This window comes from Sphingobium sp. AS12, from assembly GCF_019097845.1.
GTDB lineage: Bacteria > Pseudomonadota > Alphaproteobacteria > Sphingomonadales > Sphingomonadaceae > Sphingobium.
Genome location: NZ_JAHRGM010000093.1, coordinates 76156 through 99068, shown reverse-complemented (window position 1 = coordinate 99068; position 22913 = coordinate 76156). Strand labels below are relative to the sequence as shown.

21 protein-coding genes are annotated in these 22913 nt (G+C 63.1%); 11 read left to right on the top strand and 10 right to left on the bottom strand.

Features of this window, described 5'->3' with window-relative positions; all coding sequences use genetic code 11:
* Positions 1-3: 3 nt before the first annotated feature.
* The 7 genes from KRZ98_RS23585 to KRZ98_RS23555 are packed head-to-tail and all read right to left on the bottom strand — an operon-like array spanning position 4 to position 6383.
* Entirely contained in the window at positions 4-1344 is a 1341-nt protein-coding gene (locus tag KRZ98_RS23585) for a DUF1552 domain-containing protein (RefSeq protein ID WP_217675593.1), read from the bottom strand.
* The gene (locus tag KRZ98_RS23580; protein ID WP_217675592.1) at positions 1341-3026 is read right to left on the bottom strand and encodes a DUF1592 domain-containing protein; all 1686 of its coding nucleotides are present in this window, start codon (positions 3024-3026) and stop codon (positions 1341-1343) included. The genes KRZ98_RS23585 and KRZ98_RS23580 overlap by 4 nt, the downstream gene beginning before the upstream one ends.
* Entirely contained in the window at positions 3023-4159 is a 1137-nt protein-coding gene (locus KRZ98_RS23575) for a hypothetical protein (protein WP_217675591.1), read from the bottom strand. Before KRZ98_RS23575 ends, KRZ98_RS23580 begins: the two co-directional genes overlap by 4 nt.
* Positions 4160-4173: 14 nt before the next feature.
* Positions 4174-4947 carry a hypothetical protein gene (locus KRZ98_RS23570; protein WP_254798820.1) on the bottom strand — a complete coding sequence of 258 codons (774 nt, stop codon included), beginning with the start codon at positions 4945-4947 and terminating at the stop codon, positions 4174-4176.
* Positions 4947-5399 carry a cytochrome c gene (locus tag KRZ98_RS23565; protein WP_217675590.1) on the bottom strand — a complete coding sequence of 151 codons (453 nt, stop codon included), beginning with the start codon at positions 5397-5399 and terminating at the stop codon, positions 4947-4949. The genes KRZ98_RS23570 and KRZ98_RS23565 overlap by 1 nt, the downstream gene beginning before the upstream one ends.
* A gap of 19 nt (positions 5400-5418) precedes the next feature.
* A complete protein-coding gene (locus KRZ98_RS23560) occupies positions 5419-6108 on the bottom strand; it encodes a cytochrome b/b6 domain-containing protein (RefSeq protein ID WP_254798819.1) in 690 nt (229 codons plus the stop codon).
* The gene (locus KRZ98_RS23555) at positions 6081-6383 is read right to left on the bottom strand and encodes a high-potential iron-sulfur protein (protein WP_217675589.1); all 303 of its coding nucleotides are present in this window, start codon (positions 6381-6383) and stop codon (positions 6081-6083) included. The genes KRZ98_RS23560 and KRZ98_RS23555 overlap by 28 nt, the downstream gene beginning before the upstream one ends.
* Before the next feature lie 195 nt (positions 6384-6578).
* Here KRZ98_RS23555 and KRZ98_RS23550 point away from each other — a divergent pair, with 195 nt between their 5' ends.
* Positions 6579-7307 (top strand): response regulator, encoded by a 729-nt coding sequence (locus KRZ98_RS23550; protein ID WP_217675588.1) that lies wholly within the window; start codon positions 6579-6581, stop codon positions 7305-7307.
* Complete coding sequence (locus tag KRZ98_RS23545) at positions 7304-8641, top strand: cell wall metabolism sensor histidine kinase WalK (RefSeq protein ID WP_254798818.1); 1338 nt, start codon at positions 7304-7306, stop codon at positions 8639-8641. Before KRZ98_RS23550 ends, KRZ98_RS23545 begins: the two co-directional genes overlap by 4 nt.
* On the opposite strand, the gene KRZ98_RS23540 is transcribed toward KRZ98_RS23545, so the two are convergent.
* Positions 8638-9810, bottom strand: a complete 1173-nt coding sequence (locus KRZ98_RS23540; protein WP_217675587.1) for a MaoC family dehydratase N-terminal domain-containing protein — start codon at positions 9808-9810, stop codon at positions 8638-8640. The two genes, KRZ98_RS23545 and KRZ98_RS23540, sit on opposite strands and share 4 nt — an antisense overlap.
* A gap of 193 nt (positions 9811-10003) precedes the next feature.
* Between KRZ98_RS23540 and KRZ98_RS23535 the strand changes: the two genes are divergently transcribed.
* From KRZ98_RS23535 to KRZ98_RS23510, 6 genes are all read left to right on the top strand, one after another.
* Positions 10004-10543, top strand: coding sequence for a nuclear transport factor 2 family protein (locus KRZ98_RS23535; protein WP_254798817.1), 540 nt, complete (start codon positions 10004-10006; stop codon positions 10541-10543).
* A 22-nt stretch (positions 10544-10565) separates the two neighbouring features.
* The gene (locus KRZ98_RS23530; RefSeq protein ID WP_217675585.1) at positions 10566-11447 is read left to right on the top strand and encodes an SDR family NAD(P)-dependent oxidoreductase; all 882 of its coding nucleotides are present in this window, start codon (positions 10566-10568) and stop codon (positions 11445-11447) included.
* Positions 11437-11997 carry a nuclear transport factor 2 family protein gene (locus KRZ98_RS23525; RefSeq protein WP_217675584.1) on the top strand — a complete coding sequence of 187 codons (561 nt, stop codon included), beginning with the start codon at positions 11437-11439 and terminating at the stop codon, positions 11995-11997. The genes KRZ98_RS23530 and KRZ98_RS23525 overlap by 11 nt, the downstream gene beginning before the upstream one ends.
* 446 nt (positions 11998-12443) lie before the next feature.
* Positions 12444-13634 (top strand): AAA family ATPase, encoded by a 1191-nt coding sequence (locus tag KRZ98_RS23520; protein WP_119746810.1) that lies wholly within the window; start codon positions 12444-12446, stop codon positions 13632-13634.
* Entirely contained in the window at positions 13631-14650 is a 1020-nt protein-coding gene (locus KRZ98_RS23515) for a ParB/RepB/Spo0J family partition protein (RefSeq protein WP_217675583.1), read from the top strand. The genes KRZ98_RS23520 and KRZ98_RS23515 overlap by 4 nt, the downstream gene beginning before the upstream one ends.
* A gap of 100 nt (positions 14651-14750) precedes the next feature.
* On the top strand, positions 14751-16016 hold the full coding sequence (locus KRZ98_RS23510; protein ID WP_217675582.1) for a replication initiator protein A: 1266 nt from the start codon (positions 14751-14753) through the stop codon (positions 16014-16016).
* A 524-nt stretch (positions 16017-16540) separates the two neighbouring features.
* Here the strand turns inward: KRZ98_RS23510 and KRZ98_RS23505 are convergent.
* A complete protein-coding gene (locus KRZ98_RS23505) occupies positions 16541-17590 on the bottom strand; it encodes a hypothetical protein (protein ID WP_217675581.1) in 1050 nt (349 codons plus the stop codon).
* Between the two features lie 259 nt (positions 17591-17849).
* Between KRZ98_RS23505 and KRZ98_RS23500 the strand changes: the two genes are divergently transcribed.
* Positions 17850-19298 carry an NAD-dependent succinate-semialdehyde dehydrogenase gene (locus tag KRZ98_RS23500; RefSeq protein WP_254798816.1) on the top strand — a complete coding sequence of 483 codons (1449 nt, stop codon included), beginning with the start codon at positions 17850-17852 and terminating at the stop codon, positions 19296-19298.
* Positions 19299-19322: 24 nt separating this feature from the next.
* Positions 19323-19994 carry an SDR family NAD(P)-dependent oxidoreductase gene (locus tag KRZ98_RS23495; protein WP_217675580.1) on the top strand — a complete coding sequence of 224 codons (672 nt, stop codon included), beginning with the start codon at positions 19323-19325 and terminating at the stop codon, positions 19992-19994.
* A 25-nt stretch (positions 19995-20019) separates the two neighbouring features.
* On the opposite strand, the gene KRZ98_RS23490 is transcribed toward KRZ98_RS23495, so the two are convergent.
* Positions 20020-20865 (bottom strand): SDR family NAD(P)-dependent oxidoreductase, encoded by an 846-nt coding sequence (locus KRZ98_RS23490; protein ID WP_217675579.1) that lies wholly within the window; start codon positions 20863-20865, stop codon positions 20020-20022.
* Between the two features lie 166 nt (positions 20866-21031).
* Between KRZ98_RS23490 and KRZ98_RS23485 the strand changes: the two genes are divergently transcribed.
* Positions 21032-22861, top strand: coding sequence for an NAD(P)/FAD-dependent oxidoreductase (locus KRZ98_RS23485; RefSeq protein ID WP_217675578.1), 1830 nt, complete (start codon positions 21032-21034; stop codon positions 22859-22861).
* The last annotated feature ends 52 nt before the right edge of the window (positions 22862-22913 follow it).

Below are 22913 nucleotides of genomic sequence, written 5' to 3'. Positions count from 1 at the left end.
CAATCAGGCGATGAGCGCGGATACCGGCTTGTTGGTTTCCATACTGTCGGTCCCCCATTTATCCACCGGCACGCCCATCAACTGTTGCAGCGTCAGGCCGACGCGGCTGACGGGCGTACCTTCGCCGGTGATATGCAGCCCGGTTTTCACCCGCCCGCCCGCCGACCCGGCGGTCATCATCGGGATATTGTCGATGGTGTGGAATTTGGCGAATTCGGTTTCGCTATGGGCAAAGACGAGCGTGTTATCCAGCAGGGTCCGCTCCCCTTCCTGCACCGCGTCCAGCGCCCTGATGAAATAGGTCCAGGCTTCCATGCATTTGTTGACGTAGAAGGTGACCTCCGGCTGGTAGCCCAGGCGATTGTCCATCACCTCTTCGTGGGTCAGTTGATGATGGGTGATGGTGCTGCCGATCCGCGTCAGCGACGATGCGCCATTGTTGAAATTCATGTTGAACACGCGGACATTGTCGCATGCCAGCGCCATCACCAGCAGGTCGGTCATCACCTGATGATTGGCCATGACATTTTCGATTTCCGCATTGACCGGCCGGTCGGCAACAGATTTCGGCACGACGCAGCTTTGCATCGGTTCGGGCCTGGTCAGCTGCACGTCGAGCTGCTTTTCCAGCTGGCGCACGGATGTGAAATATTGGTCGAGCTTCTGCCGGTCCGCCGCACCCAGTCGCGCGTGAAGCGCCTGGCGCTGATCCGCCACGCCCGACAACACGCTGCGCCTGGCTAGCAGCGCGGGATCGGGGGTGAAGGTCGCGCTGTTGGGATCGCGAAAGTCGGGGCCAAAAATGCGGGTATAGAGCGCAGCGGGGGAGACTTCGGCGGGATTGAGATTGCCATTACCGCGCCCCGACAGCGAATTGCGCGGGTCGCCCGTGGCCGAGAGTTCAAGCGAGCGGAATCGGGTGCGGGTGCCGATCATGTCGCCGATCGCCACGTCGAAGGAGGGAGCGGGCAAGCCCCGGTCGGATGCGATCGCCATGCCGGTGCGAATGCCGATGCCGCCGCTAATATGCGGCAGGTTGGGCTTGCCATCCAGCGGAAGGCTGAAATCGCCCAATATGTTGACCTTGTGCTTAAGCGGCGCAATCGCGGCCAATTCTTCTTTCAGATCATAGTCGGCACCGATCTTGCTAGGATACCAACGGGGCGGATTGACCCCCAGACCCCAGAACCATGTGCCAAAGCGCACCGGCACCGGCGCACCGGTCGCCGCCATCGCCGTGCCATTGCCGTCCAGAAATGCGTCAAGCAGCGGCAGGCCGACGGCGACCGCCATGCCGTTGACCATGCCGCGCAAGGCGGTGCGGCGGTTCAGGGTAAAGCTCATGGATGGACTCCCTTGCTGGTGGTCATGGCGATTTCGGGTGCAGCCAATGGCGGGGCGGCGATGCGATAGGCCTGTGGCATGGTGGCGACGCGCAGGAAGAGGGACGCGATGCGATAGCCGTCCTTCGCAAAATCCTGCTCGATCCCGCCCGCCAATGCGCCGTCATCCGCTGGCACGCGGCCGGTGGCATATTGAAAGGCGCGGCCAGCAACACATTCGGTGGTGGACTTGCTGGCGGCGAGTGCCTTGCCCAGGCCGATATTGCCCTGGAACGAGACGCCCTCGAACAGGCCCGCCGTGTCAATCGGCGCGCCATTTTCTTGGCGACGGAACGCACCGATGCCATCGAATTTTTCGAGCGGCAGGCCCAGCGGATCGGTGATCTTGTGACAGGCGGCGCAGACCGGGTCGCTATTATGCGCGTTGAGGCGCATTTTCGCGGTTGGCATGGCAGTGCTGGTCACGTCCTGCACCGCGGTGAAATTGACGTTGCCGGGCGGATTGGGGACGGGTTGGCAGAGCAGCAATTCACGGATCGCCCGGCCGCGCAGGGTTGGTGAACTGCGTCCCGAATGGGCGTAGAGCGCCAGGAATCCGGCCTGCCCCAGCAGGCCCGCACGATCATCGCCCGGCGCAAACTCATACGGCACCCAGCCCTGCGTCGAAGTAACCTTGGCCTGATAGAGCGGTCCCAGCGCGCGGTTGATGAAAGTCCGTCGGGTGGTGAACAGGTCGCGATAGTCGCCCTTTTGCGTCACCAGCTGATCGACGATCATCCGCAGCATCTGTTCGGACAGCGCCGACGCGACATCGGGGTTGAAACGGGGATAGACGATCTGGTCCTTGGCCATTTCGTCGAATTTCTCGAACAACAGCATGTCGGCAAAGAAAGCGCGCACGCCATCCTCCAGCCGGGGGGAGCGGACCATGCGCCCGGCAATGGCAGCCAGTTGGGACGGGTCGGTCAGCTGCCCCTGTTCCGCCGCCTTGAGCAGCGTCTCATTGGGCGTCGTGTTCCACAGCAGGAAGCTGAGCCGGGACGCACGGGCCAGATTGTCGAGCCGCAGGTCGCCGGGGCTTTCGGGATCAGCTTCCGCGCTTTCCACGACATAGAGGAAGTGCGGCGATACCAGCATCGCGGCCAGCGCCAGTTCCAGTCCCTTGTGGAAATCACCGCTGGACGCCGTCGCCTTGCCCGCCATCATGACATAGGCGGCAACTTCTTCCTGCGTCATGGGACGGCGGAAGAGATAGCGGCCCACGGGCACCAGAACGCGCGCGGCGCAATCGGGATCGGGGGCCGCCACATCGCGCGGAGCGCAGGCCATGAACTGGGCGCGATGATCGGCATCGAATAGTTGCGCGGCGATGGCGCGGGCCATGGCATCGAATTGCTCAAGGCCTGCCGGTGAAATGGTGGAGGATGCTGCGCCGGTCGCGATCAACTCATGCACCGGTCGCACGATCGGCTCGAACCGGCCGGCGACGCGGATGTCGGGGCCGAATATGTCGGCGATACTGTTGCGATATTGCGCTTCGGTCAGGCGGCGCATTGCCACGATCTGGCCCAGCGGCGCCTTGAGCGGTGCGAAGGAAGGCTCAGCGGACACACTTTGCGGCGCTTTTTCCGCCGAACAGGCGGTCAGGCCCAGCGCGGCGAGGAAGTAGAGCGCGCGGATCATTGTTGCGCCACCCTGGTTGCGGGCAGCGTATCATTGACGAAAGCCGGAACGGCCAACACCTCCATCGCGCTGGAGATGCGGCGGCACTGGCCGGTCGCCGGATCGCGGTCCCCATCGGCAAGTTTTTTCAGCGCCGCATACATGGCAGCGCAGTCATAGCCCGCCGTCGTGGCCGCCCCTTCCCCGCCGATCGACGCACTGGCCATGATGTTCCAGATCGGCTGATAGCCGCCGACCAGCCCTTTCAACGACCCGTCCGGCTGGAAGGTCAGGCGCAGGCGCGCCTTGGTCATGTCATATTCGGTGCGCTTGCCGCGAATGTCGCGTTCGGATCCCTGCCCCCAGCTCTGACGCAGGCGGATATGCGCCGGGTCGGTCATCAGCACGCCCCCGACGATCCGGCCTTTCAGCACATTGCGATGCTGCGCATTGGCAACGACGGTGTAGCTGGCGTCAGGCATGAAATTCTGTTTGGCATCCACGACGGCGCGATCTTCGCTATTGGCGTAGATGACGGTCACGTCGGGATCGTCCGACAGGCTGTCCACGCCGGTCAGCAGCAACACCTGCGTATGTTCGCCGCTGATCAAAAACTGGGTCAGCCCGCGCACGATGTCGCCGCCCGTGCCATCGACCCCGCGCCACGTCCGCACGCATCCCATCGCGCGCCACATCTGGTTGTCGACGCCCGCCTGCCCCGTGGGGCTGGTAAAGGGATCATGGTCGCAGCCTTCCGCATCCGCGCCTCCGTCCAGATCCAGCCCCTGCGCGACCTTGCCCTGCACGATGCGCTGAGGCGGACGGTCGAACTTGTCGGGATGGGTGCATATGTTGGTGCCTTGCGGACCAAAGGCATAGCCGGTCCAGCGCCTGGTCAGTTCCGCCTCATTGGGCTTTTCCAGCAGTCGCAGCCGTTCGGCGGGCGCCTGGGTCTGGAGATAATTGTCGCGCAGCGTCGCGACAGGACCATCCGGGCAATCCTGATCGCCCTGATGAATGGCAGGCGCGAAATGAGCAAAGACGAAGCCCATCTCGCCATTGGCGGGCGGCGCGGGCAAGGTTGCCGTCTGCGCCGGGACGATCGGAACGAAAAGGGCGGCAGCGCATAAGGCAGCAATTTTGTGCGATAGCATGATGCTCTCCTTGATCAGGGGGTCAACGCCACGCCGTCGGCGGGCACGGGCTGGCGCGGGTCGGCGCGATAAACGGGCTTGCCGCGATAGAGCCATTGGGCCTGATCAGCGGTATGGCGGACGCTCCATTGCCCCACGGCCCGCCGCGCCATGCCGGTAGCCAGCGGACGCCAGGCACAGGGATCGGCGCAATCACTGTCCTTCGGGCTGAACAGCCAGTTGCCCTGCGCATCGGCCAGCACATAGGCTCCATCGACCAGCCGCGCAGCGACATCGGGCGGCGCGACCAGCTTGGGTGGCGGTGGCAGATATTTCAGGCTGTTCCACAGATAGGCGTCCGCACCATCATGTTCGGTCGATCCGGGGCGGGCGTCCTTCCGCGTGAACACCAGATGGACCTTCTTATAGACCCATTGCGGCCCGGCCGGTCCTTCCATTACCGTCCAGTCGGGATTGACGGACGCGGGCTTTACCGCCGCCGCTTCTGTGCGTAGCCCGCCAAAGGCGCGCGGGACCGGGGAGACAGGCGCACCACGCGGGGCCAGCAAAGGCTCCCATCGGGCCAGGCAATCACCGCTGCAATAGATAGCGGGCTGGCCGGTACGGCCAGTGGCGGCACGCATGTCCATGCCATAAAGGGTCAGGCCGCGCCGGTCGGTATAGACGCGCCCCTTGACGGAGATGCCGTGCGGAAAATGATCGGCCGCTGCGACCGGTATGTCGAGGTCGGCCGCCTGCGCCCAGAGCGGCGCAGGGGAGAAAGCCAGCAGGAGCAGTGCGCGGCGCATCAGCGTTTGTCCTCGACCCGGAAGCTGCGGTGACAGGTCGCGCAACTGCCGCCCAGCGCCTTGGCCGCGACGCGCATTTTCGCCACGTCGCCGCTGCCCGCGACCCCGGCAAAGGCATTGGCCTGCGTGGTAAAACCGTCCTGCGCTTTTTTGAAGGCGGGTGCCTGGGTCCAGATTTCCGGCTTGGCCGCCGTCTTGACGCCGGGGCGTGGACCGCTGCCCGCCGGGAACCAGCCCATATGCTGGCGCGCATAGTCGCGGATCTGGCGCGCCGAAATCTGCACCACATAAAGCTGCGGACGGCCCGATTTCAACTCGTCATTGATATTCTTGAACGCCGCGCCGACTTCGCGGAAGCCCGCGATCCGGGTGGCGACGATGTCGCCGGGTGCCGCGATCAGCGGCGATGTCAGCAGCACCGCAAGTCCGGCCGCGATCAGCAAGGTGCGCATGGCATATCCTTTCAAGGGTTCAGGGCGCGGACTGCGCAAAAAGCCACCAGGCCAGCGCCGCCGACAACAACAGCGCGACGACCAGCACCAGCGGCCCGGCGCGGCGCACGGAAATGGGGGCTGGCGCAGCAGCGCTCCCGGTGACCATCGGGCCAACCAGATTGCGCCGCCGCACCGCGAGATAAAACAGCACCGCCAGCACATGCAGCGCGATCAGCGCTTGCAGCCCGGCAAAAACGACGCCGTGGATCGCCGAGGCCAGCCGTCCCTGATCGAAATCGACGAGATGCGACAGCGGCCCGGATTCGATGCCGTCTATATCGACCGCGAACAGGCCGCTGACGACCTGCATAACCAAAACCGCCAGCATGGCGACCACGCTCCAGCCGCCCAGCGGATTGTGACCGACAGGGGCAGGCGCATTACGATCCGCGAGATAGGCGCGGATGGCGCGCGGGCCTTTAAGGAAATGGGCAAAGCGCGCGGTATCGGAACCGACCACCCCCCAGATCAGGCGGAAGGCGATCAGGAACAATACAGCCTGTCCAGACAGGCGGTGCCAGTCCATGTGATAATTTTCCGCGCTCCACCAGGAAAAGCCGATCAGCAGGACCAGCGCCCAGTGAAACAGACGGACGGGCAAGTCCCAAACGAACTGGCGGGGTGTGCGCGTCATCGCGATCAGCCCTTCTTCGCCCAACTGTCGCATACGCCATTGGCCGGGACCACGCCGCCGCTCAGCAGCGCGCACGCGCCGCAATCTGCGCCCTTGCCGGTGAAGAAGGCGCATGTGCCACACGCTTTGGCGGGATCGGGCGCGGGGGATTTGAAGCCGAGCGACTTGCGCATACTCTTTTGCGCGGCGGAGAGGGTGGCGGGATCGGCGCAGGAAGATGCAGTTGCCTGCGCGGCCAAAACCAACGGTGCAATAGCGACCAGCCCCAATATGGCCCGGCGCGTCAGCACCCCTTCGTTATCCGGCATAACCCTGACTCCTTTACCGGGCCGGTCGAGCGGCCTCTGTGCGCATGGCTTTAGCAGACGACACGCCGACTAATTTGTCTGCGCTGACACAGAGCGGCAAAAGGCGGACACCATTGTCCCTGCGATGGCTGGGACACCGCAATTGAAACAGCGCCGGAAAAGACGGACAAGAGCAGCCAAGAGAGGAGCGCCATCATGCCGGACGTCGAAGTCCCTGCCCGCCCCCGGCTGCTGATCGTCGATGATGATCCGGCGCTCCGTACACTGATCCGCAATTTCCTGATCGCGCAGGACTATGATGTGGATGAAGCGGAAGATGGTCCCTCGATGCGCGCCGCGCTGGCGCGGCAGGCCGCCGATATTGTCATCCTCGACGTGATGATGCCGGGCGAGGACGGGCTGTCGCTGGCGCGGACGCTATCGGACAGCGCCGATGTCGGGATTATCATGGTATCAGCGCTGGGGACCGAGACGGACCGGATCGCGGGCCTTGAGGGCGGGGCCGACGACTATCTGCCCAAGCCCGTATCGCCGCGCGAATTGCTCGCCCGCATCCGCGCGCTGGAACGGCGGCGACGGCCGGTTGCGGGCGAAAGCGCCAACGTGACCGCCCATTACCAGTTTGACGGCTGGCGGCTGGACCCGGTGCGGCGGGTCTTGCGCGATCCGGGCGGGGTCATCATCGGCCTGTCGGAGGGGGAATTCGGCCTGCTGCTGACCTTCATCGAAAAGCCGCAGCAGATATTGAACCGCGACCTGCTGCTGGAACTGGCGCGGGGAGAGGATAGCGATGCCTTCGACCGGGCGATCGACACGCAGGTCAGCCGGTTGCGGCGCAAACTGGGCACCCGCACCCATGGCGAGATCATCCGCACGATACGCAGCGAAGGCTATATTTTCCTGCCTGCGGTGACACGGACATGATGACGCGGTTCCGGCTATGGGCCAACTCGATTCACGCCCATATGCTGGCGATGGCGTTTGGCGTGATGGCGACGCTGACGCTGTTCAGCCTTTCGACCCTCTTCCTGATCCATCCGCCCGCGCGCATCCCGCTGTCCGTCTATGAAATCGCCCGGATCGTGCGGGGGCAGCCCGTGCTGCGCGACAAGCCGATCCTGCAAACCCGCGTCCAACAAACGGCGCCGCGCGCAATGACCGACCGGACGGAAAAGCTGGTCGCGGCCATGCTGGCGCAGCGGCTTGGCGTGGCGCAAGCCGATGTGCGCATCTATCTGAACAGTGGAGACCAGGCCCGTTTCAACCAGATAAGCCATGAAGTCGCGCTATATGGGCGCGACGGCAGGGCCGATCCCTTCATCATGGGTACCTTCACCGTGGCGGTAAAGCAGCCCGATGGCCGATGGCGCATGGTGACGCGCGAATCGCGTAGGCCCGATACCATCTGGAACCTGACCGGGCGGGATACATTTCTGTTCAGCCTGCTGTTCATCATTCCGGTCAGCATGTGGTTCAGCGCGCGACTGACCCGCCCGATCCGCAGCTTTGCCGCGTCCGCCGAGCTGCTGGGCGCCGGGGTCGAGGCAGCGCCGGTGCCGGTCGAGGGACCGACCGAAATCCGCATGGCCGCCCGGTCCATCAACGACATGCAGGCGCGCATCGCCCGCTTCGTTCAGGAACGCACGTCGGTGGTCGGTGCGATCGCGCATGATCTACGTACCCCGCTGTCCCGTCTCCACTTCCACCTTACCGCCGCACCCGACCCGATCCGAACGGCAGCGCAGGAGGAAATCGCGCAGATGGAGCAGTTGATCAGCACCACCTTGGACTTCGTCGACAATGAAAGCCGCCCGCGCCTGATGGAGCCACTCGACCTGGGCCTGCTGGTCGAAGGGCTGGTCGATGATTTTGCCGATTTGGGCCATGCCGTCACCATCGCCGACATCTCCCCCATCACCATCCATGGCGACATGATCCTGCTGCGCCGGCTGTTTACCAACCTGATCGACAATGCCGTCAAATATGGCGACGCCGCGCACGTCACGGTGCGGACCGAAGGCATGATGGCGGTGGTCGAGGTGGCCGATAATGGCCCCGGCATGAGCCAGGACCATCTGAACCGCGCGTTCGAGCCGTTCTTCCGCGGCGAACCCTCGCGCAACCGGCGCACCGGCGGGGTCGGCCTCGGCCTCTCCATCGTCCAGTCGGCGGCGCAGGCGCATGGCGGCCATGTCACGCTGGCAACACAGGCCAAAGGAGGCCTGCGCGCCAGCGTATATTTGCCGCTGCCGGATTAAGCGGGCTTTTTCGGCAATTCGACCTCGCCTTTGGCGGTCGCCAGCGTGACGCCAAACTGGTTCATCAGCCGACAGTCCACCTGCACCATGTGACGGCCTTCTGCATCCACGAACTTGTCGAGGATGGTACCGGTCGTCACCGTGATATCACCGGTTAGCGCCGGGCCGCGATAGTTGCAGGCGGAATGGCGGACCATGCCCCACTCGCCTGCCCAGCCCGCGAAATAGTCGGTGATCCACGCCCCCATCGACGCGCCATAGCCATAGCCGCGTGGCATCCCGATGAAGCGCGCCCAGCGTGGGAACAGATGACCGCGCGACGGGCCGATATAGGCGCCGTCGGTAAATTCGGGATTGATCGCTTCCATCACCGGATCATTTTCATGCCCCGCCATTTCCTTGACGAAGCCCAGCGCTTCCATGTCGAGATCAGTGCGGCGATGGGTGCCACCCCATTGGGTGAACATATAGGCGCGCCATTCGGTGGTGAAGGACACGATCGAATGGGGGCCGATCACCCGCTGCGGCAATGCCGCGCCAACGGTGACATCGTCCCACCAGCGCCGGTCATGACCCAGATCGTGCAGCATCTGGATCCATTCCATCTTGCGCGATTCTAGCGTTTCCAGCTCATCGTCGGTCCAGACCGGATCGTCAAAACCATCGGTGGGCGCATTGTCCTTGCCCGCTGCCTGATTGTAGCGGATCGTGGTGGACCGCTGCTTGGCTATCAGGTCGCCGTCATGATTATAGTAGAAATTGTCACCGCGCTGGAAACAGGTCGGCCCGGCGAATTTCGTGTCCTTGACCGTATAGTCGAACGGTATGCGCTCGTTCCAGATGCGGTCGCCGCCTTTCATGCGCGGGCCGTAAAACCACCATTCGTCGCCGCCGAACAGCAAATGGCTGTTGGGGATGCTGCCGACACAGGCAGGCGCAGAGCCATGGGCGCAATCCATGGTGACGGCGAAACTTTGCGGCGCGACCAGCCCGCCCCAGCGGCTCTGCGCGGCATAGCCTGCGTCATAATGGAGCCGGTTGGGGTAGCGCATCCCCTGCACCCAGCGACGAATGTCGCTATTGGCGATCGGCTCCACCATGCGGGCCGGCTGGATCGGCTTGCCCAGATATTGGTCGATATCCGAACAATCGAGCGTCGGGCTGGTCATGTTTCTCTCCTGCTCAATTCCCGCCCCGCTTGAGCAGGGGCCGTTTTAATGATGCACGCTGACGCGGCGATGGAAAGACCGCGTGGCGATGACGAGCCTGCTTATCGCCGGGCCGATATCCGGCCGCGTGCCTGTCGAGTGACGGCGAACCCGTCCATATTGCGCCAGTTATGAGGGTAACATGATGGAGAATATGGCAATGCCAGACGACCCGGCATGGCGGCCGCTGGCTGACCGTCAGCAGATCAGCGACTGCCTGGCGCAACTGGCGCGGGGCGAGGACCGGCGCGACGCCGGGTTGATCAGCGCCTGTTTCTGGCCGGATGCGACAACCGACTATGGCATATTTGCGGGCGATTTCGCCGCCTATCTCGCCTGGGTGGTGCCGGGATCGGATGCGATCGCCGTTACGCAACATATATTGGGGCAAAGCCATGTCGTGATCGAGGGTGATCGGGCGCGGGTCGAAACCCAGGTCAGCGCCTATCACCGCATCGACGCGGGCGATGGCGCACGCGATGTCTGGCTGGGCGGTCGTTATCTCGACGCGATGGAACGTCGCGCGGGCGACTGGCGGATCACCCGCCGCATGATGGTCTATGACTGGTTGCGCGATGATGGCCCGGCGGTCGACTGGTCGCAGGGACTGATGGGCATGGCGTTCAGTGCGCCGCATTTCACCGGTCGCGCACGGGGCGATATCAGCAACGCCTTTTTCGCGGACCATGATTGAGACAATAAGGGAGTTGTACGGGATGGGACAGCTGACAGGCAAGGTGGCGGTCGTCACCGGGGCGAGCCGGGGGATCGGCAAGGGCATTGCGCTTGCGCTCGCCGATCAGGGCGCGACCGTCTATGTGACGGGCCGCTCGGTTCGGCCAGACGATCATGCGCTGCCCGGCACGGTCGGCGAGACAGCGGCGCAATGCGATGCACGCGGGGGGCGCGGCATTGCGGTGGCGGTCGATCATGGCGACGATGCGCAGGTCGCGGCACTGTTCGCTCGGGTCGCCGGTGAACAGGGTCGCCTCGATATCCTCGTCAACAATGCCTTCGCTTTGCCGGAGGATCTGACCACCCCCCTGCCCTTCTGGGAAAAGCCGCTGTCCAACTGGGAGATGGTGGATGTGGGGGTGCGGTCCAATTTCACCGCCGCCTGGCACGCGGCAAAGATCATGACGCCGCAGCGATCCGGGCTGATGGTCGCAATTTCGGGCTATGTCGGGGTCACCTATACTTATGGCGCGGTGTTCGGCACCTGCAAATCAGCGGTCGACCGGATGGCGCGCGACATGGCGATCGAGCTGGAGCCGCATAATGTCGCCTCGCTCTCGCTCTGGCAGGGGCTGACCTTTACCGAGCGGGCCAACCGCAACCTGACGGCCGACCCGGCCATGAAGACCCGCACCGTGACCAATCCGCTGATTGGTTGTTCGCCCGAATTTCCGGGCCGCGTCATCGCCGCGCTGGCCGCCGATCCGGCGATCATGGCCCGGTCGGGCGGCACCTTCATCACCGCCGAAGTCGCGCAGGATTATGGCATCACCGATATAGACGGCAAGACCATCCCATCGCTGCGGGCCGAACGCGGATCGCCAATCTGGCGCCCGATTGCGGAGGCTGGCCATGGACGCTGATCGTATAGCGCGCCTCGACGCGCTGCTCGATCGGCAGGATATTGCCGATTGCATCACCCGCTTTGCCCGCGGGATGGACCGGTTTGACCGGGCGCTGTTCCTGTCCGCCTTTCATCCCGATGCGACCATCGCCGCCGGGCCATTTGTCGGCCAAGCTGCGCCGCTCTATGACTGGGCAGCGGGCCTGCATGACGCCGGGCAGGAGGCGACCCACCATAATCTGCTGAACCAGACGATCGAGAACGACGGCGAGACCGCTCATGTCGAAACTTACTATCTGTTCGTCGGCCGCAATCGCGACGCAACCAACTGGATCGCGGGAGGGCGTTATCTCGACCGGATGGAACGGCGCGATGGCGCATGGAAGATCGCGCTGCGCACCAATGTTATCGAATGGTCGGGACTGGTCCCTACCCTCCCCCTGCCCTTTGCCGACTGGCCGGGCATCAATGCCAATGGCGTGTCGGCCCGTGATAGCAGCGATCCGTCCTATCAACGCCCGCTGGTCAATCATCGCCCTGCCCACATACCCCCGATGCGCCACGAATAGGCCCAGAACACAGCGTGTTATCGACACGCATCCAACGTGGTTTCAGAATCGCGCGAACGTGGTTTCAGACCGGATCGAACGTGGGATCGATTTCAGGCATCATTGCCCGACTCGTGGAAACCAGCGTGAAACACCCCCACGGCCCCACCTCTAACCCTGCTAATCCCAGAATAAATCTCTAAGCCGATGGTTAGGCACGGCAGCGGCAAATGGCGCAAGGTTTGCCATCCATCCCGAGCACATCCTCCAGGATTGAGGTTGACGGGCTATCAAGGGGCATCAAGCCCATCCCCTTGCCCCAGACACAGTGGTTATGTTTTAACGATATCGCAGCGCAACAAGTTGGGATTATCGGCGTTCTCGCGTGTCGGTTTGACTTCCATGGCAAAATATGCGCATTAAACACCAACCAATTCACCCGCCGTGATTCGGCAATGCGAGGCACCATGTCGTTTACAGTCAACACGCTGCGTAACGTCACGACAGCCTGCCAGCAAATGCGCGATCATATCAAGACGATCGTGTTCAGACCGGACAATCACAAGACACTCGACATCACTTTTGGCCCGACCGTAGCCGCCGAACTGATCGGCCGGACGCCCGAAGCGCTGGCCAAAGCCGAAGCCAAGGGCCGCCTGCCCCAGCCCAAGCAACTGCCCAATGGCCGCCGTTACTATACGCTGGAGGATCTGACCCAAATTCGCACCGCGCTCGGCATACAGGTGGGCAAGCAGCCCGACGAGGATGCGGTCGTGCTGGCGGTGCAGAATTTCAAGGGCGGGGTCGGCAAGAGCACGATCACCAAGCATCTGGCCGACTATCTGGCCCTCCACGGCTATAGCGTGCTGGTGATCGACTGCGATCCCCAGGCTTCGACCACGACGATGTTCGACATCCAGCCCGAAACGCTGATCGACGACGAACAGACGCTGGGCGCGTTCCTGTCTCCGCGCAGCACCTTCAGCGATTTTTCGCAAACGATCCGCGATACGCCCTGGCCCACGATCAAGATCGTGCCGTCAAGTCTGGGCCTGCAGGACGCAGAATGGGATTTGACCGCGACCCTGCGCGAAGGCGGGCAGGCGGTGCGCGAAGGCTTGCAGGCGCTGCGCATCGGCATTGCCAGCGTGACCAAGGATTTCGACGTGATCCTGCTCGATCCGCCGCCAGCCATGGGCTTTCTGGGCCTCAATGTCATGGCGGCTGCAACCGGCCTGCTGATCCCGGTGCCCGCGCGCCAGCTCGATTATCTCTCGACCATCCATTTCATGGACACGATCGCCGATAATATCGAGATACTCGAGGAAAATGGCACGCCGGTCGATTATGGCTTCATCCGCGTGGTCTGTTCCGCCTTCTCGCCCAGCAAACCGGGTGAAAATGATATGTGGCGGATCATGCAGGCGACCTATGCCGGGCTGCTGCTGGGGCAACCGATCCTGGCGTCCGAGGAAATCAAGAATGCGACCCAGGCGTTCCGCTCCATCTATGAATCCAAACCGTCCGCCTCGCACCAGACCTACACGCGCTGCCGTGACAATCTTGATGCGGTCTTTGCCGAGGTCGAGCAGCAGATCCGCCAGCAATGGCCATCGACCAGCCTGACCGCTGACGCCAGCGTGGGGGTCGCGGCATGAGCCGCCGGTCCCTCATCAGCGAAGCGCTGGCTGCCTCGCTTAACGATCCGGCCCCCGCGCCGGTCCCGGCGAGCGATGCGAGTCCCGCGGCACCGCGCCCCAACTTCACCAACAAGCGGCTCGAAGCCTTTGGCGAGGCCGCGCGGATCGTCAAGCGGCCCACGATCCGGTTGAAGCCATCCGAATGTTCGATCTGGTCGGGCAACGCCCGCGACTATTCGCTGCTGGACGAACATCGGTTGCGCAGCCTGATCGATTCTATCCTGGCCGAGGGCGGCAATCGCATCCCCGCCGTAGTGCGCCGGACGCCGCAGGGTGAGCTGCCGTACGAACTTGTCACCGGCACGCGGCGGCACTGGGCGATCGCGTGGCTCAACGCCAATCATTATCCCGACATCGAATTGATCGCGATCATCGAGGATCTCGATGACGAGGCAGCCTTCCGCCTCGCCGACATCGAAAATCGTGAGCGGGAGGATATTTCCGATCTTGAACGCGGCGCCAATTACAAGGCGGCGGTCGATCGCTTCTATGGCGGCGTTCAGTTGCGCATGGCCGAGCGGCTGAAAATCTCCAAGTCACAGCTGTCGCGCTATATTGCGCTCACCGAAATCCCGCCGCTGCTGGTCAGCGCTTTTCATTCGCCGATGGACCTTCAGGCCAAATATGCCGAAAAGCTCCTGCCCCTGCTGCGCGATCCGACTGCGCGCGGCAAGTTGGAGACGGCCGCCGACCAGATTGCATCGGAACAAAGCTTTCGCCGGTCAGGCGATGAACAGCCCATTGCCGGATCGGAAGTGCTGGCCCGCCTGCTGAAGGCGGTGACCGCCAAGGGCCGGGTGCAGAAGGCAGCAATTGCGAGCGCGGATGGCGCAACGGTCGGGCAGGTCGACAAGGACCAGCAGAAGCTGCTGACGCTGACGCTAATGCCGTCCGACCTGTCGACCGACGATATATTGGAAGCGCTGCGGCCGGTGATCGAGCAGGCGAAGATCATGCGGGCACGGCGTCGTTAGGGGCAAGGGATGAAAAGCTGAAAAATCAGCTTTTATCGTTATATTTCATAATGTTATTTCTATTTTCCCTCCGGAGGGAACACAGGACGGGACCGATAGGGTGGAGATTGAGGGCGAGCTCAAGACAGCGCTGAAGGAGCGCAAGGTCCAGTTCGAGATGTTCTTCACCCTGCCCGATTTCAGTGACATTTCGTTGCGCGACTATCAGGAAACGATGCAACGGCCCTTCTTCAGCCTGTCGAAGCGCAAACGCATCAAGCCGATAGATTATACCAGTCCCGACAAGTCCGTCAGCGTCCATGTGTCGCCCAACCCCGCTTATGGGATGGCGACGATCTGGGATGCCGACATCATGATCTACCTCGCGTCCCACCTCAACGAACTGCGCGAACGGGGCGCCAATGACCTGTCGCCAGTGATCCGGCTGCAACCGGGCGACCTGCTCAAACGCATCTGTTGGGGGACCAGTGGCCGCGCCTATGAGCGGCTGGTCAACGCGCTGGACCGCCTTCAGGCGACGACGATCAAGACCAATATTCGCGCCAGTGCCAAGAGCCGCGAAACAACCTTCTCGTGGATCGACAGTTATACCCATCTGGTCGATGAACGCACCCAGCGGTCGCTGGGGATGGAAATCACCCTGTCCAAATGGTTCTTCGACGGGGTGATGGACAAGCGCAACGTGCTATCGATTTCTCCGCTCTATTTTGAGATTACCAGCGGTCTTGGCAAATGGCTCTACCGCGCCTCGCGCAAACATGCCGGGGGCAATGGCGCGGACGGCTTCACCATCGGCTTCGAGACGCTGCATCAGAAGAGCGGTAGCGAGAGTCTCTACCCCGTATTCAAACGCAAGCTGCTCGATCTGGCGCGCGCCAATGACCTGCCCGACATCAGCCTGGAAGTGATCGATGGCGATGGCGCCCGTCCCAAGATGAAGATGGTGATGCGCCGCCACCTGGGCGAACGCGCCAGAACCCGGCGACAGGCCGCCCTCCCCTCCCCTGCCCTACCGACTGACGATGGGGCGGATCAGGACATGGTCGATCCCCGTCTGGCGCTCGGTATGATTTCCAGCCTGTCGAGGGAATTGCGGGTTGGCGCAGATGCTCCGCCGCGTCGCCCGATCGGAATGCCACCCCAGCGGCGCCCCGACCCCGCTGGTCGCACGACCGCCAGCCGGATGCTGGACGCGGAGATTTACAGCGCCATTCGCGCCGATTTCCCCGGTTGGGATTATGACGAGTTGATGCGCCGTTTCGACGCATTTCTGGGTGCCAATCCATCGGAATTGCCGCGCAACTATTCCAAGCGCTTCTATGGCTTCGTCAAGGAACATCATCGGCGCAACAAATACCGCCTGTGATCCTGAGGTGGATTCTGCCCGCCTGGCAGGATCAACGTGTTTTTAGAATCACGAGCTGGACCAGTCCGCATGCCCCGCTGCATGTGCAACTGCAACCATATCGCGGTCGTCATCATCGCCCCTCCCCTGTGGAATGGCGCGGAAGCGCGGGTTTGATCAACATGCGTCGATGAGCAGGCGCGGCTGTACCGATCGGATCGAGTAAGATGATGGTGATTCTGAAAACACGTTGACCGGCAAAAGTCCGGATCTCGCCTTGTCCGATTGCTATCCCGCCATTCTCATCAAATCAGCCCTGCGGACATTTGGCACAAGGCACCCGTCTCTGTTTGATGATCCCGGACAGCTGAAGATCGCGCTGAACGTGTTTTCAGAATCACTTTTGGGGAAGGGATTGCAACGGACGGTGAGCAGGCTGGGAAATGCGAACAAAAGGCGAAATCGCCAAAAATGGCATCCAGAGCCTCTCTGGGCGCGTTGTGGCCGCCGATATATAACGGGTCACCTAACCCTCGAATCGGCGCTCAGAGAGCTTCTGGCGAGACCATATTTTCCGCGTCATCGGACCAAAAATCTCTGGCGAAGGAGTCCGGGTGCCCATGCTGCCCCTTCGATGCCAGCGGCGTCATGCTGACGGGCAGGGCGTAACTGCGGTAGCTGGCCTGCCCCGACTGCTCGATCAGCAAGCCTTCGCCCGCCGCGATGGTCAGCAATTTGATTGCTCCTGCCGACGTCAGCCCCAACGCCCTTGCCACACTGCCGCTGGATATGCGCGGGTGCGCCATGGCCAGGCGCAGCACATCCTTCAACCGGCCCGGTCGCCGCCGACGCTCGATATGCTGCGCCGCCCGCCAGGCATAGGCACGCAGTCGCGTCTCCAGGTCGAGATGGGCACGCGCACCCGTGCTGATTGCTTCCAGCCAGAGCCAGTCCAGTCGTTTATCGATCACGCGCTTCCATGCCGCGCCATTGCTTTCCAACCCCAGCGCGATCAACCCCCCGGCTGAACCGGTCCACCGTCCCGGTCCCCAACGATCACCAATCAGAAGGCTGGCGAGCAGATCGCCCTGCCCGATCGGCGCGTGATGTCGCCACAGCTGGGCGATCCGCGCGCAATGAAGCAGGGGAGGGGAGGAGGGGAGGGCCGCGACATCGCGCTGCCACGCGGCGACCGCTGGCAGGATGTCCACAGCATTGCGCCCTGATCGGAGAGAATATGCCGGATCGCTCCCGGCTGGCGGTGCCACGCCAAGCCAGCGGAGCAGTGCCATGCCGTCGTTCAGGAGCGCATCGAGCGTAATTGGCGTACCGATCGCCTGTCGCCAATGGCTGAGGTCGTACGCGGAAGTCGTAACGGTGCCGCGCCCGTCGACCGCAAAATCCAGATCGTCAATCGGGCTGTTGTCGATCCGTGCCAGCGCTTGCCGTTCGGCGATCAGCGTGCGAATTCGCCAGGGACGGCGAACCGGGCTGAGCCTGCGTCTCTCCTCCAGCCGTTCCAGCGCACCATGCGCCTCGGCATAGGCAAGGATCAGCCTGTTTCGGTCGTCCAGCAGGGTGGCGGAGGCAAGCATATGGGTGAATTCCACCATAATACTGATACATTATAATAATTTAATAACAGATGGATATTTGCATATATTAAACGATAAAGTCGATATAGCAAGCCAACTCCTACACGACCATTGCAATCATGTAGCGCAGGCCCTGCGCTCTTCATCCCGCCCATCGCTGGGTCGATCCTTGGCTTGATTGCCGCTGCCTGCGTTGACGCATAGCCGCGTGCTGGCCACACCATCCATCCATATCGCCACCCGCCGGAAAGCTGACACTATGACCATCACCCTTGCCGATCCATCGCTGTTGCGCGACCAGTGCCTGATCGACGGGGTCTGGACCGGCGCACCGGCCATCCCTGTGGCCGACCCGGCAACCGGCGAGACCATAGCCTCCATCCCCGATTTGGGCGTGAGCGAAACCCGAGCAGCCATCGCCGCAGCCGACGCAGCGCTCCCTGCATGGCGCGCGAGAACGGCGGGGGAGCGTGCGCGCATCCTGCGCCGCTGGTTCGATTTGCTGATCGCGCATCAGGATGATCTGGCGATGATCCTGACCCGCGAGCAGGGCAAGGCGCTGGCCGAGGCGAAGGGCGAGATCGCCTATGCGGCCAGCTTCGTCGAATGGTTCGCGGAGGAAGCCCGGCGCGTCTATGGTGAGATCATCCCAGGCCATCGTGCCGACAGCCGCATCGTCGTCATCAAGCAACCGGTAGGCGTCGTCGCCGCGATCACCCCTTGGAACTTTCCAGCGGCGATGATCACGCGCAAGGCTGCCCCCGCGCTGGCGGCCGGTTGCACCATGGTGCTGAAACCCGCAACGCAGACGCCGCTGACCGCACTGGCGCTGGCGGTGCTGGCCGAGCGGGCAGGGGTGCCGGCCGGCGTGTTCAATGTCGTTACGGGATCGTCACGAATTATCGGCGGCGAACTGACGGCCAACCCGCTGGTGCGCAAATTGAGCTTCACCGGATCGACCGAGGTTGGCCGCACGCTGATGGCGCAGTGCGCGCCAACGATGAAGAAGCTGTCGATGGAACTGGGCGGGAACGCGCCTTTCATCGTCTTTGCCGATGCTGATGTCGATGCGGCCGTCGAGGGCGCGATCGCCTCCAAATATCGCAATAGCGGACAGACCTGTGTGTGCGTCAACCGCATCTTCGTCCAGCGCGATGTCGCCGTCATGTTTGAGCAGAAGCTCGCCGCTGCCGTGGCGAAGCTCAAGGTTGGCCCTGGCACCGACGCAGGCGTAACTCAGGGGCCGCTGATCGACGGCAAGGCGGTCGAAAAGGTAGAGGAACATGTCGCCGATGCCCTCGCCAAGGGCGGACGACTGGTCAGCGGCGGGCGTCGCCACCCGCTGGGCCACAGCTTCTACGAACCGACGATCGTCGCAGGCTGCACCCCGGACATGGCGCTGGCCGGCGAGGAAACATTCGGCCCGCTCGCCGCGCTCTTCACTTTCGATACGGAGGAGGAAGTGGTCGCCATGGCCAATGATACAGAGGTCGGGCTGGCGGGCTATTTCTACACGCGCGATCTGGCGCGGGCCTGGCGGGTAGGGGAGGCGCTGGAAGTCGGCATGGTCGGCATCAACACCGGGCTGATCTCCACCGAGGTCGCGCCGTTCGGCGGCATTAAGCAATCGGGCATGGGCCGCGAAGGGTCGCGCCATGGTATCGAGGATTATGTCGAGATCAAATATATGTGCATGGCAGGCATATAGGGCGGATTGGAGAAGGGCAGGGCGATGGCAGGCATAGTAGCGGTTACAGGCGCGGCGGGTGCATTGGGACGCAAGGCGGTCGAAATTCTGGCCGCCGCCGGATGGAGCGTGGTTGGCATCGATCTGGGCGATGTGGCCCCCGATGGCGTCGCGCTGGCGCTGGGCGGCGTGGACCTGACCGATGAGGCCGCAGTGACGGCCGCGGCGGCACAGATCGAAAGCGAGCTGGGGCGTCTCGACGGGCTGGTCAATATCGCGGGTGGTTTCGCTTGGGAAACCGTGGCCGACGGCAGCGTTGCCACGTGGGACCGGCTCTATGCCATGAATGTCCGCACCGCACTGATCGCCAGCCGTGCGCTCTTGCCGCTGCTGCGCGCCAGTCAGGGTGCGATCGTCAACATCGGCGCAGCGGCATCGGTCAAGGCCGGGGCGGGCATGGGTGCCTATGCCGCCTCCAAATCCGGCGTCGCGCGCCTGACCGAAGCGCTGGCCGAGGAGTTGAAGGAGGAAGGCGTGCGCGTGAACGCGATCCTGCCGAGCATACTCGACACCCCCGCGAACCGGGCTGACATGCCCGACGCGGATTTTGCGAAATGGGTATCCCCCGCGCAGCTTGCAGGGGTGGTGGCCTTCCTGCTGTCGGCCGACGCCATGCCGATCACCGGCGCGCTGATCCCGGTGACGGGGCGCGTGTAGAGCCGCAGCGTGGGCCGATGCTGGCTCAGGCCTTTATCGCCGCGCGGAAATCCTCATTCTTCAGGAACAGCGAAGTATTGTCTGCGCCCAGATGGGTCCATTTCAGGTTCAGCCCGCCATCGACCAATATGGTCTGCCCGGTAATATAGCTTGACAGGTCGGACAGCAGGAAGGCGATGGCCCCCGCCTGCTCGTCCGGCTGGGCGCGGCGGCCCATGGCGATGGCTGCCTGATCGCGGGCAATATCATCGTCGATATAGGCACCCGATCCCGGCGTGATCGTCGTGCCCGGCGCGACCGTGTTGACGCGGATATTGTCGAGCGCCAGTTCGGTTGCCAGCGTTCGCGTCGCCGCGACGATCGCGGCCTTCGCCGTGCCATAGGCGATATGATAGGGCGCGCTGTTCAGCCCGCTGATCGATGACACGCCCACGATCGCACCCGGATTGCCACGTGCCCGCAATTCCCGCGCCACCGCCTGGCTCATGAAGAACATCGTTTCCAGATTCTGCTCGAACAGCGCGCGCCAGTCCGCGCGCGTCACCCGTTCGGCCCGCATCCAGGTCTGTGGCGCGGCCCCGCCTGCGACATTGGCCAGGCCATAGAGGGTGCCCGGTGCGGCCAACGCCGCCTCCATCACCTTTGCCACACCGTCGTCCGTGCCGACATCGGCGATGACGGGTATGATCGCCAGCCCTTGCGCGATCAGCGGCGCGATATGCGCGTCGAACTTGGACTGCGTCCGCCCGGCGGCGATGACGGTCGCCCCCGCCTGCGCCAGCATCTTGGTCGTCGCAGTGCCGATACCGCCGCCTGCCGCGCCGGTGATGATGATCGTGCGCCCTTCAAAACTGATCAGCGGCTGCGCCATGCTCTATCCTCTCATTCCATTGTCAGGCGCGGTTCTAGCGCGAGGCGTGGAGGGCAAAATAGGGCCGACAAGAAAAGATCGCCACAGCGCTAACCGGACTCGCTCCGTTGCAAATGAACAGTAGTGTTGATTAACTCCTCGCAACGATAAGACCCATGGAGTGGATATGAGTTGCAATCCCACGCGGACGCCAGCGCCCGATACGTTCGACATCCCGGCGCTGCGCGAAAAATATCGCGAGGAGCGCGACAAGCGTCTGCGCAGCGACGGGCAGGGGCAATATCAGCCCACGACCGACGATACGACCCACAGCTATGACGAGGACCCATATCTACCGGTCACCCCGCGCGACCCGATCGTCGAGGAACTGGACGTGCTGGTGCTGGGCGCAGGCTTTGCCGGGGTGCTGGCGGGCTATCATCTGACCAAGCAGGGCGTCACCAATTTCCGCAATATCGACCATGCCGGCGATTTTGGCGGGGTATGGTACTGGAACCGCTATCCCGGCATCCAGTGCGATAATGACGCCTATTGCTATCTGCCGCTGCTGGAAGAAACCGGCTTCATGCCGTCCAAGAAATTCGCCGATGGCGCGGAAATCCAGTCCTATATCAAGCAGATCGCGCAGACATTCGGCTTTCACGACCGCGCACTGTTCCATACGCTCATCACCTCGCTGAAATGGGATGAGGCCATCCAGCGCTGGCGCGTCGCCACCAGCCGGGGCGATGAATTCCGCGCCCGCTTCGTCATCATGGGCTGCGGCGTCCTCAACATGCCCAAACTGCCGGGGATCGAGGGGATCAACCAATATAAGGGCAAGATCTTCCATACCGCGCGCTGGGACTATGGTTATACCGGCGGCAGCTACGAAAATCCGGTGCTCGGCAAACTGGCCGACAAGCGCGTCGCCATCCTTGGCACCGGGGCGACCGCGATCCAGGCGGTGCCGCATCTCGCCCGCTACGCCCAGCAACTCTATGTCATCCAGCGCACGCCATCGACTGTGGACGAGCGGCCCAATCCGCCGACCGATCCCGACTGGGCGGAAGCGCTGCAGCCAGGCTGGCAGGCGGAACGGCAGGCCAATTTCCACCGCGCCGCGATGGAATTTTTCCTGCCCGGCGAGCAGGATCTGATCTGCGACATCTGGACCGAAATCGCCCGCAACCTCTATGCCGAGCTGGAAGCCGAAGGCTGGCCGCAACTCTCGCCAGAAGAATTCATGGCCCGGCGCGAAGTGGTGGATTATCGCGTCATGGAACGGCTGCGCGCGCGCGTCGATGAGATGGTGAAGGACGAAGCGACCGCTGCCTCGCTCAAGCCCTGGTATCGTTTCCTGTGCAAGCGCCCGCTGTCCAGCAACGATTTTTACGCCGCCTTCAACCAGCCCAACGTCAAGCTGATCGACGTCGCGGATTCGCGCGGGCTGGAACGCATGACGGAAAAAGGCTTCGTGTCGAACGGTGTCGAATATGCAGTCGATGCCATGATTTTCGCCAGCGGCTTTGAAGTCACCAGCGACCTCAAGCGTCGCTGGGGCATCGACGTGGTAGAGGGGCGGGGCGGCCTGTCGATTTACGATCATTGGGCTAACGGCCCGGTGACGCTGCACGGCACCATGACCCATGGTTTCCCCAACCAGTTCTTCATCGGCTATATCCAGGGCGGCCTCAACGCCAGCGTCACCGAACAGTTCGGGCGGCAGGCACAGCATATCGCCCACATCATCCACGCGACGATGGACAAGGGGGCAACCTCTGTCGAAACCACGGCGGCGGCGCAGGACGCCTATGTCCAGCATTTCCACGACGTGGAATATGACACCTCCGCCTTCCAGATCGAATGTACGCCCAGCTACTTCACCAATGAAGGCCAGGTGAAGGCACCCTGGGCGCTGTTCCGCAGCTACGGGCCGGGCTGGGCCGCGTTCCAGACATTGCTCGAAGAATGGCGGGAAAAGGGCGATCTGGCGGGCATGGAATTGCGGTCATGATCGCCGGGGGGATGATGTCGGCCCGCGTCCCGCTTTCGCTTGGGGCAAGCCT